Origin of the sequence: Polynucleobacter parvulilacunae (genome assembly GCF_018881715.1) — a bacterium.
Taxonomy (GTDB): Bacteria; Pseudomonadota; Gammaproteobacteria; order Burkholderiales; family Burkholderiaceae; genus Polynucleobacter; species Polynucleobacter parvulilacunae.
Genome location: NZ_JACVPW010000002.1, coordinates 80,162 through 91,388 on the forward strand (window position 1 = coordinate 80,162; position 11,227 = coordinate 91,388).

At 45.6% G+C, this 11,227-nt stretch carries 12 protein-coding genes; 2 read left to right on the top strand and 10 right to left on the bottom strand.

The window, feature by feature from the left end; all coding sequences use genetic code 11:
- Window positions 1-53: 53 nt before the first annotated feature.
- Both ICN18_RS05720 and ICN18_RS05725 read right to left on the bottom strand, forming a co-directional pair.
- Window positions 54-320, bottom strand: a complete 267-nt coding sequence (locus ICN18_RS05720) for a hypothetical protein (protein WP_216189548.1) — start codon at window positions 318-320, stop codon at window positions 54-56.
- 25 nt (window positions 321-345) lie between these two features.
- Entirely contained in the window at window positions 346-729 is a 384-nt protein-coding gene (locus ICN18_RS05725) for a translational machinery protein (protein WP_216189549.1), read from the bottom strand.
- 139 nt (window positions 730-868) lie between these two features.
- On the opposite strand from ICN18_RS05725, the gene ICN18_RS05730 reads away from it, so the two are divergent.
- The gene (locus ICN18_RS05730) at window positions 869-2,509 is read left to right on the top strand and encodes an FMN-binding glutamate synthase family protein (protein WP_216189550.1); all 1,641 of its coding nucleotides are present in this window, start codon (window positions 869-871) and stop codon (window positions 2,507-2,509) included.
- 27 nt (window positions 2,510-2,536) lie between these two features.
- On the opposite strand, the gene ICN18_RS05735 is transcribed toward ICN18_RS05730, so the two are convergent.
- The 8 genes from ICN18_RS05735 to ICN18_RS05770 form a co-directional block, all read right to left on the bottom strand.
- Window positions 2,537-3,367, bottom strand: a complete 831-nt coding sequence (locus tag ICN18_RS05735) for a GGDEF domain-containing protein (protein ID WP_216189551.1) — start codon at window positions 3,365-3,367, stop codon at window positions 2,537-2,539.
- 5 nt (window positions 3,368-3,372) lie between these two features.
- Window positions 3,373-3,690 carry a hypothetical protein gene (locus tag ICN18_RS05740; protein ID WP_216189552.1) on the bottom strand — a complete coding sequence of 106 codons (318 nt, stop codon included), beginning with the start codon at window positions 3,688-3,690 and terminating at the stop codon, window positions 3,373-3,375.
- A 99-nt stretch (window positions 3,691-3,789) separates the two neighbouring features.
- Window positions 3,790-4,686, bottom strand: coding sequence for a pseudouridine synthase (locus ICN18_RS05745; RefSeq protein WP_216189553.1), 897 nt, complete (start codon window positions 4,684-4,686; stop codon window positions 3,790-3,792).
- Between the two features lie 91 nt (window positions 4,687-4,777).
- Window positions 4,778-4,993 (bottom strand): hypothetical protein, encoded by a 216-nt coding sequence (locus tag ICN18_RS05750; protein ID WP_216189555.1) that lies wholly within the window; start codon window positions 4,991-4,993, stop codon window positions 4,778-4,780.
- A gap of 13 nt (window positions 4,994-5,006) precedes the next feature.
- Complete coding sequence (locus ICN18_RS05755; RefSeq protein ID WP_216189556.1) at window positions 5,007-6,224, bottom strand: polyhydroxyalkanoate depolymerase; 1,218 nt, start codon at window positions 6,222-6,224, stop codon at window positions 5,007-5,009.
- Window positions 6,221-6,559 (bottom strand): hypothetical protein, encoded by a 339-nt coding sequence (locus tag ICN18_RS05760; RefSeq protein ID WP_216189557.1) that lies wholly within the window; start codon window positions 6,557-6,559, stop codon window positions 6,221-6,223. The genes ICN18_RS05755 and ICN18_RS05760 overlap by 4 nt, the downstream gene beginning before the upstream one ends.
- Complete coding sequence (locus ICN18_RS05765; protein ID WP_216189558.1) at window positions 6,550-6,987, bottom strand: cupin domain-containing protein; 438 nt, start codon at window positions 6,985-6,987, stop codon at window positions 6,550-6,552. Before ICN18_RS05765 ends, ICN18_RS05760 begins: the two co-directional genes overlap by 10 nt.
- Window positions 6,988-6,989: 2 nt before the next feature.
- The gene (locus tag ICN18_RS05770; protein WP_216189559.1) at window positions 6,990-7,649 is read right to left on the bottom strand and encodes a glutathione S-transferase family protein; all 660 of its coding nucleotides are present in this window, start codon (window positions 7,647-7,649) and stop codon (window positions 6,990-6,992) included.
- A gap of 173 nt (window positions 7,650-7,822) precedes the next feature.
- Between ICN18_RS05770 and ICN18_RS05775 the strand changes: the two genes are divergently transcribed.
- Window positions 7,823-11,218, top strand: coding sequence for a transglutaminase family protein (locus ICN18_RS05775; RefSeq protein WP_216189560.1), 3,396 nt, complete (start codon window positions 7,823-7,825; stop codon window positions 11,216-11,218).
- Window positions 11,219-11,227: the final 9 nt, after the last annotated feature.

Genomic DNA, 11,227 nt, shown 5'->3' on the forward strand with positions numbered 1-11,227 from the left:
ATGCATAAGGGCAACCGAAGTTACCCTTATAGTAAAACAAAGAATCTACTTGATTAACGCAATTTAGCGAGCTTAGCCTCTAACTCAACCGCGAGATCCAAAGCCCCCATATAACCAGACTTCAAATGATTCGGTAGATCAGGATCACCAACCATTGCACCTAGAGTTTCAACCAAGCTAAAAACCAAACCCTTGGCAGCCCCAGCAGCAATCGTATTGTTTGCTACAGCCTCATCAATATGATTTACAGCATCCAGAAAGTAATCATGTCCTGGGAGCCCATCTGGGCCTAAAGCTTCTTTATTTACTTCTTTAGTCATTTGTGTCGTCCTATGAAATCAAGATTTACAGCATCTGATCTACTTTATAGAAAAACTTACGTGCATAGGCAAGAATTTCTTTATCAGTAGGATGATCAACAGTTTCAACGCCAACAATCTTTTCCGCAATTGCTGCATCATGCTTGTGGGCATGCTTAATGAGTTCTAATTTTGCGGAGCCAGGGCCAAGGATCAAAATTTCTTTGGATTCATTCACAGCATTAATCACTGAATGCAGGTACTTATGATCTAAAGCTAGCTTGCCACTGCCGACTTCGTTTGCTTTGTGATGCAAATGAGCGTGAGTAGTTTTGCTGCGAATCACTTCAGCCTCGCTAGCCTCTTGACTCAAAAACATGACGTGAGCTTCTTTATGGTCGATCCAGATTACCGCATGATTTAATGACATATTCTTCCTATTATTGATATTGACTACCCTTTGAGAATACTCCTGCCAAGCCGGAGAATCATCAGAGCGCTTGATTTAGGTCAAAATGTTTAATTAGTATTAAATACGTATACTGAAATTCATCACATTTAAGCTCACTATGGCCTTCTCACCTAATAAACTCGTCCCTATTAGATATATTCCCTTTGGGCTTTGTATTTTGGGGGCAACTACCAGCTTTGTGGCTTTAGAGCTTCATCAACAAGCATTCCGCTTCTTCGTGTTGTTTGGGTTCTTAACGCTAGTGGGAATCTACGATCTTCTCCAAACCAAAGTAGCCATTCTGAGAAACTACCCAGTGATTGGCCATTTGCGCTTCATGCTGGAATTTATTCGCCCAGAAATTCGGCAATACTTTATTGAGGGTGACAATGATGAGACCCCTTTCTCAAAAGAGCAGCGCACCTTAGTATATTCACGCGCCAAAGCAGTTCCGGACCAAATACCCTTTGGCACCAGTCTAGATGTAATGGCGCCTGGCTACCAGTGGATGAATCAATCATTTGCCCCTACGCATTTGTCTAGTCATGATTTTCGAATAGAAATTGGCGGTAAAGATTGCAAGCAAAAGTATTCAGCCAGCATTTTTAATATCTCCGCAATGAGCTTTGGCTCACTGAGTGCAAATGCCATCATGGCATTAAATCTTGGCGCTAAAAAAGGTGGCTTTGCCCATGACACTGGCGAAGGCTCGATCTCGCAATACCATCGCGTCCATGGTGGCGACCTCATCTGGGAAATTGGCTCTGGCTATTTTGGTTGCCGCAATCCAGATGGCAGCTTTAATCCAGAAAAATATACTGAGAATGCCTTAGATCCTCAGGTCAAAATGATCGAGATCAAGCTAAGCCAAGGGGCTAAGCCTGGCCATGGCGGCATTCTGCCTGGCTCGAAGGTAACCGCCGAGATCGCCGCAGCACGTGGTGTTAAGGAAGGTGAAGCTTGTATCTCTCCCGCTTCTCATAGCGCCTTCTCTACCCCGCTTGAACTCATTCACTTTGTAAAAAAATTGCGTGATCTTTCTGGCGGCAAGCCGGTTGGTTTTAAGTTCTGCGTAGGCCACCCATGGGAATGGTTTGGCATAGTTAAAGCAATGTTAGAGACCGGTATTCATCCCGACTTTATCGTGGTGGATGGCTCTGAAGGTGGCACTGGTGCATCACCAGTAGAGTTCACTAATCATGTGGGGACTCCACTTCAAGAAGGTCTTCGCCTAGTTCATAACACCCTGATGGGCGCAAATTTACGAGATCAAATCAAGATTGGTTGTGCAGGGAAAATTATTAGCGCTTTTGATATGGCTGTGGCTTTTGCATTAGGTGCCGATTGGTGCAATAGTGCTCGCGGCTTCATGTTCTCTGTTGGCTGTATTCAAGCTCAGGTTTGCAATACAGGCAACTGTCCTACAGGCGTCACCACACAGGATCCATTGCGTCAGAAAGCCTTAGTTGTCCCCAATAAAGCTGAGCGTGTATACAACTTCCATAATGAAACGCTTAAGACTCTTAAAGAACTGGTGGAAGCCGCTGGATTACATCATCCCGGTGAGATTGATGCCCCTCACATCATTCGACGCATAAACAAGCATGAAGTCCGCCTTTTATCTTTCCTGCTGCCTGAGATGCCTGCTGGGCTGCTGCTCAATGCAGAGCATATTGATCCAAGCCTGAACTTACCCAGAGTATTTGAGCTGTATTGGCACCGATCCCAGGCCCAAAGCTTCAGCGCACTAAAAAGCTAAGCCCGAAAAGCACCTCAACAAAAAAGTTTACTGAGAACTTCTCAGTTCGGTTTTATGGCGATACATCTCTAGATCCACTTGATGCAGTATCTCTGATACGGACTTAGGAGCATCAATATAAGTTGCCATGCCGATGCTTAAGGTAACCGGATAGCCCGAGTCTTTCATTACCTGATTCACTGTAGTCACAATATCACCGCACAACTGTTTCATCTGCGCTTCATTTGTTTTTGGGGAAACTACTAGAAACTCATCCCCACCCAATCGAAAAAATGTGGACTCAGTAGATGAAAACCTCATCATGGTGTGTGCAATTTTCGTCAGAACCTGATCACCGACCAAATGCCCTTGAACATCATTTACTTTCTTAAAGTCATTTACATCAATTAGCGCCACAGAAAATATTTCTCGAGACTCTTCAAGTTTTGCAATGGCCTGCTCTATCAGAATTCGTGCCCAGCGCCTATTCCATAAGCCTGTTAATGAATCCGTATTTGCCAACAGATTTACACGCAACTGACTTCGCCTGAGTGACCTGGCAAGCCAAATGATTAATAAGGTTGCCAGAAAACGTACAAGCAAATTAAGCACCTCTATCTTTGCTTGGTAGAGGATAAAATAATCCTCCCTAAGGAGAAAATAATTTTCGAATAAGGTTGCAATAAGCAGGGCTGCAATAACAACCTTCATTGACTTGGCATTTAATGCAATGATTGCCGCAGGAAATAAGTAGAGCAAAACAAATCGGTAATCATCAGGCGAGAGGATATCGATCAACAAAATCAAAAATAACAAGGCAAACCCAAGCTGCACTGCTATTTTTGGCTTGATACCAAAGAGACTATCTATTCCATTCATCAGCATCACTCCCTATCAACCCAAGTCAGAGAGTTTGCAGCCGCGGGTGTTAAGCGATATATAAAGGTGGCGCGCGGACTCACCATAAATCCATTGAGATCATAAAGAAACGATCTTTTGCGTGCCGCTAAATTATGCTTAACCAGTTTGTTAAAGTCTCGACTTAATTGTGGACAGCGTGGATATTCGTTGGAGCGGTAAAGGACTTTTGCACCAGTAGCTTTTGCATACTCCACAATTAGATCAGGACTGCACTCTTCCAAGCCGGCTGGCTGGTGCCTTAAGCGATTTAATAGCCAGCGGTAACGAGGTTTGGACAACATGGGTTGCATGTTAGCCTAAGGGCTAATACTTTACTAGTTTTTATACCTATATTTGGTGCAAACCGCATTTTTTAGCTATAAATTCAAGGGCCTAAAGAACTAAAGCGTTAGTTCTTGACGGCTATTGAAGACTCTTTTTACCCCATCCAAAGGATCAATAAAAGCAACTTCCTTTGCCAGCAGCTGTAAAGGCTTAGAGAAGTCTAGGTCATATTCTTGGTAAGGCGTAAGAACGGGATAGATCTGGTCGTGCTTAATCGGGATGCTTAGGGCATTGAGATGACAACGCAGTTGATGCTTCTTCCCGCTACCTGGAGTCAGTCTGTATTTAGCCCACGGCTGTTTTGTTTCTATGAGCTCTATCAAGGTATCTGAGTTTGGTTCTCCTGCAACTTCTTGCATTTGTAAGAAGTGCTCAGACTCTTCTATGCGGCTTAGATAAGTCATTGGCAGCTGCTTAGCTAACTCCTCAGAGTATGGCGCAATAGCTTCATATACTTTTTTCACCATCCTATCTCTGAAGAGATTTTGATATTGTGCGCGCTCATTGGGGTTTACTGAAAAGATCACTAAACCTGCGGTATCTCGATCTATGCGATGAATGGGACTGAGTGTTTGAATGTCTGTTTTTTTCTTGAGTCGATTGAGCAAGGTTTGATGGAGATAAAGCCCGCTTGGTGTTACTGGCAAGAAATGAGGTTTATCGGCTACCAGGATATGTTCATCCTGATACAGAATCTGCTCTTCAAATGGAATCTCTGGCTCACGGGCCAGACGCCTGAAGTACAACAGATGAGTATTGGGCAGGTAAGGACTCTTTGCACTCAAGGCCTGACCGTCTTGATCAAGGATAAGGCCCTCTGTAAAACGCTGCTCCCACTCATCTCCTGGAATGTGGGGGAACTGCGCAATAAAGAATTGGAGCAAGTTCGGATGAGTTTGATCAGCGGGTAAATACACCCGCGATGCTGAGACCCCTTCTGAATTAACGCGCATAAAGCTCCATTACCCAATGCCTAGAGCTAGCTATTTTAAATGACTCCCTGCGCTATTGATTGCGTAAATAACGACAAAACTGAGTCGCCTCCTAAGCTGAAATCAAGATATCACCTAACTCCATGTTGTCCCACCAGATAAAGGGCAATAGATAGACGGGCTCATCAGCATCCTGAAGAATCTCTAGCGCCCCATCGTTGGTATTGTTAGCTTCGTACTTTCCGGGCTTTAGAGGTCTACAACCATTATCCGTGCCATCATTACGACGCATTCTGGCAACGATATTGCGAGTGATATAGACGACCATATTTCCCCCCTGATTAAAGTGCTGACTGAATGTGGTTACGAACTACTGGATAAATCTGGCTTTCCCAGCGCTTGCCATTAAATACCCCGTAATGGCCGACACCCGCTTGGAGATGATGCGACTTCCTGTATCCAGGTAAGCCAGAACAGAGATCTTGCGCCGCTAAAGTTTGTCCAATGCCACAGATATCATCTCGCTCCCCTTCCACCGTGAGCAGAAATGTTTTCTTAATCAGCTTTGGATTCACCAATCTACCTTGGTATGTCAAAGTTCCATTAGCTAGATCGCGATCCATAAATACTTTTTTAATGGTTTCTAAATAGAAAGGTCCCGACAAATCCATGATTGCAAAATACTCTTCGTAAAAATCATGAATGACATCCGCTTTATCATCCTCACCATTAACGCGATACTCATACAGCTTTCTGAAGGACTCTGCGTGGCGATCAGGATTCATACTCATAAATGCCATGAGCTGTAAGAAACCTGGATAGACTTTACGACCAGCGCCATTGAACTGATTGGGTATAACGCCGATGAGCTTTTCTTCAAACCAACACATGGGTTTACTGGTGGCTAATTCATTGACCTTTGTTGGGCTTTGACTGACATCAATCGGCCCAGCCATCAAGGTCAAGCTTGCCGGTACATAGGGACTCTTGTCTTCTGACATGATGGCCGTAGCTGCCAAGCAGGCTACTGTTGGCTGACATACCGCCATCAGGTGGGTTTGAGGTCCAATCACTTGCAAGAAGTTAATGATGTGCTCGACATAAGCATCAAAGTCAAAGTCACCACAACTTAATGGAATATCGCGAATGTTCAACCAATCGGTTACATAAACTTCATGATCAGTTAGAAGCGTCTTAATGGTTCCCGCTAACAAAGTAGCAAAGTGTCCTGACATTGGAGCAACTAAGAGAATCTTAGGTTGACCAGAAATATTGGGCTTTGAAAATCGAATCAAGTTACAAAAATGCGTTGAGTAAATGAGCTCCTCTGCAACAGGGTGCTCCACCCCAAACGAATCAATGATGGATTGAATTTTAAAATCAGGTCTTGTATGCGTAAATCCAAGCAAAGAAATTTGCTCATAGTGCGCAGCCAATCGCTGCATGGGGTTTAGGGAAAAGTTTCCAAACCAATTAGTAGAGACGCGCTCTGATGCTTTTGCAAACATACGAACGGGGTTATGCAAATTAGCAAAGGTTTGATAAGCTTTGTACATCATCTATGGGCACCGCTTTCTATATGACGCAATGCTCGTTCGGTAGTTTTGAGCGCAGGGTCAAATACCCTACTCAAAGACACATCATTGGCAATAATGGCTGCAGTTTGTGCTGCACGTGCTGCAACGATGGATAAATTCACGAAACCAGCAACATTAAAAGTTTTGAGAAGGTCGGGCAACTCTTGGTTGTCTGAAGCAACTTCGCCAGCCTCTATCTTTTGAAAAAGCTCACGGTAGTAACTCTTCATGCCATCGAGCTCCTCAGCAATTGTCATAATCCGCTGAAACAAGACCGCAAAGTCTGATGCCAGCGCATTGTTTTTGACTACTTCCATGGAGTTACCCCTGGGACCTCGGCTGGAGCAACAGAAACTGGGATAGTGCCAAAGTCCGCAGGGCCCACTATCTCGAGATATTCCATGTCGGGTGAATAGTCGAAGAGGAAATGGGTGATGCCCGGCATTTGATGAACAACATCACCCGCCTCAACCAAGGTAGCCTTATCTTCATACATAAACTTAGCCCAACCTTTAGTCATAATGACAATCTGGAACTCTGCTACGTGATAGTGCCAGCCGGTACCATTCTCTGGGGGTTTATTGGCCTTCACGAGATGGGCAATGACCTTACCTTTGGTTGCCTTGGCGACACCCAAATCTTTATAGAGAAAAAAATCCCTGAGGCCGCCTGGTAAAAACTGAGTATCGGCAGGTTTTACATGAGAAAACTCGGTATCACTTTTAAATTTTACGGGTGCGTTCATTTTTAAAACTCCACTTCAAGTTCTTCAATGTCATCGGGTTCTTCGAGGGCGCCCATCACCCATTCCTTCATCTCAGGCATCGCCATGATGTGCGCGCAGTAATCCCTGCTCGCCTTGTCAAGCTCTACGTGATACGTCAAGAATCTTGTTACCACTGGCGCAAACATGGCGTCAGCTAATGTGGGCTCCTTGCCAAATAAGAAAGGTCCACCGTATGTTGTTAAGCAGTCCTGCCAGATGACTAGAACGCGATTTATATCAATTTGCGCTTTTGACCACACCTTGAATGACTCAAACTTTGCTTTGACATTCATGGGCAAAGATGCGCGCAAGGCAGAGAAGCCGGAATGCATCTCGCCACAGATAGACCGACAATGCGCTCTTGCTACCGGATCCTTGGGTAATAAATGGGCTTTAGGATTTAATTCATTCAGATACTCGCCGATGGCCATGGTATCCCACACTTTGCAGCCGTCATGATCTAAACGAGGAACCAGAATGGAAGGTGACAAGAGTAGGAGCTCTGCCCGGCTATCCACATCATCCGGATGAACCTGCACTTCCTGAAAAGGTAGGCCAGAAAGCTTCAGCATCAGCCAACCGCGCAATGACCATGAAGAGTAATTTTTGCTACTAATCGTCAAGGTAGTTTGCTTAGGCATAAGAACTTTCAAATGAGGTACAACTACAACTTATTCCCCCTGAAATAAGGATTGGTAGCTAAATGCCCTGTTTCTGACGGGTTTTACCCAAATCCGGGCATGCTTGGCTTTTACGCACCCATCTTGTGCGCCGCAATAATGCACCCTTGTGGTGAACTTATAGACTTTGAGTCATGTCTATACACGCCGCCCTACACCACGTCACCGAATACATATATGACCGCCCAGTAAAACTGGGACCACAGGTAATTCGTCTGCGACCGGCACCGCATTGCCGTAGCCATATCCTTTCTTACTCTCTCAAGATTGAGCCTGAAGGTCATTTCATTAACTGGCAACAAGACCCGTTTTCAAACTATCAAGCTCGTTTAGTTTTTCCTGAGCCAACGACACGCTTTAAAGTAACGGTCGATCTGGTTACAGAGATGGCCGTATACAACCCATTTGATTTCTTTTTAGAGCCAGATGCTGAAGACTACCCCTTTACCTACAGCCAAGATCTTAAGAAAGAGTTGCGCCCTTACTTAGGTAAAAAGCGCAATGATGGAATCAACAAATACTTTAAAACAGTTGATCGCAGCAAGATGCGTACCATCGATTTTTTGGTTGCGCTAAATCAAAAAGTTCACAAGGATATTAGCTACACCATTCGAATGGAGCCTGGAGTACAGACACCAGAAGAGACGTTAAAACTTCGCAGTGGTTCTTGTCGTGACTCTGCCTGGTTAATGGTGAATCTCTTGCGTCTTTGCGGACTCGCGTCCCGCTTTGTTTCGGGCTATCTCATTCAACTGAAGCCAGATGTCAAGGCGTTAGATGGACCAAGCGGAACCGAAGTGGACTTCACAGACTTACATGCCTGGTGTGAGGTGTATTTGCCAGGCGCGGGATGGATTGGTTTGGACCCGACTTCCGGCCTATTTGCTGGCGAAGGTCATATTCCTGTCGCCTGCACACCCGAACCTTCAGGTGCAGCCCCGATTGAAGGTGGTGTTGACGAATGTGAAGTGCAATTCGCTCACTCCATGGAAGTCACTCGCATTTATGAAGCACCCCGAGTAACCAAACCATATACCGAAGAACAGTGGCAAGCAATTGTCGATCTGGGCCATCAAGTTGATGAGCAATTGGTTACGGGCGATGTTCGCTTGACCATGGGTGGTGAGCCCACCTTTGTATCCGTTAATGGGCGCGATGAACGTGAATGGAATGTAGATGCATTAGGACCAACTAAGCGGGGTTACGCAACCGATTTAGTAGAAAAACTTCGCAAGGAATATGGTGATGGCGGCTCCCTTCATTTTGGTCAGGGCAAATGGTATCCAGGAGAGCAACTTCCTCGTTGGGCATTGTCAATCTACTGGAGGGCTGATGGGCAGCCTATTTGGAAAAATTCCAAACTCTTTGCCGATGAACGCCACCCTACAAACTACACCAGCAAAGATGCGGAAAAATTTGTCTACACACTCTCTAAAAAATTAGGCTTAGCGGACAAATTTATTGAACCCGCCTATGAGGATGTTTTTTATTACCTCTGGCGAGAATCTAAGCTACCAGTCAACGTTGACCCCTTTAAATCTAACCTAGATGATGAGATGGAGCGCACTCGCTTAAAGCGGGTCTTCACGCAGAAACTAGATTCTGTGGTGGGTTATGTACTGCCAATTGAGGCGAATGAAGGCAAGAATTACCTGGATACCGCCTGGAAGACTGGGCCTTGGGAATATCGTGATGATCGCCTCTATTTGTTACCAGGCGATTCGCCTATGGGTTATCGACTCCCTCTAGAGTCCCTGCCCTGGGTTAGTAAAGCGGACTACCCCTACATCATTGAGCAAGATCCATTTGCTCCTAGACCGCCGCTAAACAGTCAGGCGTCAATTATTCATCAACAACAACCAACTCGTAACGAATTTAGAGGGTCCGGCAAAACGATTTGGAGTCAATCGCAAGAGGTAAGAAATCCAAAACGTCAAGAATCAGCTGCATGGGTTACCCGAACAGCCATGTGCGTAGAAGCCCGTGATCCGATGCGCTCCAATGGACCTAAGGCTGAGAATGAGCATGGCGGTAAATCAGGCGTGCTGTATGTTTTTATGCCACCACTCGCTCGCCTTGAAGACTATCTCAATTTATTACAGGCAGTTGAGGCTACTGCAGAAGAACTTCAGTTTCAAATTGTGCTGGAGGGATATACCCCACCACGTGACCCACGCTTAAAGCTATTGCAAGTTACGCCAGATCCAGGCGTCATTGAAGTCAATATTCACCCAGCCCATAACTGGGGAGAATTGGTTGAGCATACTGAATTCTTATATCAAGCCGCTTTTGAATCCCGACTTTCTGCTGAGAAGTTTATGGCAGACGGTCGCCATACCGGCACAGGTGGAGGTAATCACTTTGTGATGGGTGGTGCGACACCGATTGATAGTCCTTTCTTACGCAAGCCTGAACTGTTAGCCAGTCTCATTTTGTATTGGCACAACCACCCGAGCTTAAGCTATCTCTTTAGCGGCATGTTTATTGGCCCAACAAGTCAAGCGCCGAGGGTAGATGAAGCACGTAATGATCAAATCTATGAATTAGAAATTGCGCTGAAAGAAATTCATGAGAATCGTAAGAAGTTTGGCCAAAGCATGCCGCCATGGCTAGTTGACAGAACGCTACGTAATATATTGATTGACGTTACCGGCAATACGCATCGCAGTGAATTCTGTATCGACAAGATGTATTCACCAGATAGTCAAACAGGTCGCTTGGGCCTATTAGAATTACGCGCTTTTGAAATGCCTCCACATGCGCACATGAGCATCGTACAACAATTACTCATTCGCGCCTTGATTGCTCGCTTCTGGGATAAGCCTTATGACGCGCCAATGACTCGCTGGGGAACAGAGCTTCATGATCGTTGTCTCTTGCCGACATTTATCAAGATGGACTTTGATGATGTTATTGAAGAGATGCAAAAGCATGGTTACGCCTTTAAGTCTGAATGGTTTGCACCTCACCTTGAATTCCGCTTCCCGCTCATCGGACAGGTACAGGTCATGGGCACTGAACTTACCTTGCGTAATGCGCTTGAGCCATGGCATGTGATGGGAGAGGAAAGCGCCGCTGGTGGAACTGCCCGCTATGTAGACTCGTCATTAGAGCGCGTTGAATTGCGTGTCACCGGCTTAAACCAAAGCCGCTACACCATTACCTGCAACGGCGAACCCTTACCACTCCAACCAACAGGTGTTGCCGGGGAATATGTAGCGGGCGTTCGTTATAAGGCTTGGAACCCTCCATCTAGTCTGCACCCAAGCATTGGCATTCATGTGCCATTGATATTTGACATGGTTGACACTTGGATGAAACGCTCTGTTGGCGGCTGTCAATATCACGTTGCCCACCCTGGAGGTCGAAACTATGACAACTTCCCCATTAATGCCTATGAGGCTGAGAGCCGTCGACTTTCCCGCTTCTTTAGGATGGGTCATACCCCAGGAACCATCGATGGAGTTCAGGCCAATATTGACCTCCCAGCCAGCAAGGAATTTCCATTTACCCTGGATATGCGGCGGTGAGACAATAGT

What these genes read in the sequence shown, in the direction of transcription:
- ICN18_RS05720 (WP_216189548.1), bottom strand. Translation starts at nt 320, where the DNA reads ATGACTAAAGAAGTAAATAAAGAAGCTTTAGGCCCAGATGGGCTCCCA.
- ICN18_RS05725 (WP_216189549.1), bottom strand. Translation starts at nt 729, where the DNA reads ATGTCATTAAATCATGCGGTAATCTGGATCGACCATAAAGAAGCTCAC.
- ICN18_RS05730 (WP_216189550.1), top strand. Translation starts at nt 869, where the DNA reads ATGGCCTTCTCACCTAATAAACTCGTCCCTATTAGATATATTCCCTTT.
- ICN18_RS05735 (WP_216189551.1), bottom strand. Translation starts at nt 3,367, where the DNA reads ATGAATGGAATAGATAGTCTCTTTGGTATCAAGCCAAAAATAGCAGTG.
- ICN18_RS05740 (WP_216189552.1), bottom strand. Translation starts at nt 3,690, where the DNA reads ATGTTGTCCAAACCTCGTTACCGCTGGCTATTAAATCGCTTAAGGCAC.
- ICN18_RS05745 (WP_216189553.1), bottom strand. Translation starts at nt 4,686, where the DNA reads ATGCGCGTTAATTCAGAAGGGGTCTCAGCATCGCGGGTGTATTTACCC.
- ICN18_RS05750 (WP_216189555.1), bottom strand. Translation starts at nt 4,993, where the DNA reads ATGGTCGTCTATATCACTCGCAATATCGTTGCCAGAATGCGTCGTAAT.
- ICN18_RS05755 (WP_216189556.1), bottom strand. Translation starts at nt 6,224, where the DNA reads ATGATGTACAAAGCTTATCAAACCTTTGCTAATTTGCATAACCCCGTT.
- ICN18_RS05760 (WP_216189557.1), bottom strand. Translation starts at nt 6,559, where the DNA reads ATGGAAGTAGTCAAAAACAATGCGCTGGCATCAGACTTTGCGGTCTTG.
- ICN18_RS05765 (WP_216189558.1), bottom strand. Translation starts at nt 6,987, where the DNA reads ATGAACGCACCCGTAAAATTTAAAAGTGATACCGAGTTTTCTCATGTA.
- ICN18_RS05770 (WP_216189559.1), bottom strand. Translation starts at nt 7,649, where the DNA reads ATGCCTAAGCAAACTACCTTGACGATTAGTAGCAAAAATTACTCTTCA.
- ICN18_RS05775 (WP_216189560.1), top strand. Translation starts at nt 7,823, where the DNA reads ATGTCTATACACGCCGCCCTACACCACGTCACCGAATACATATATGAC.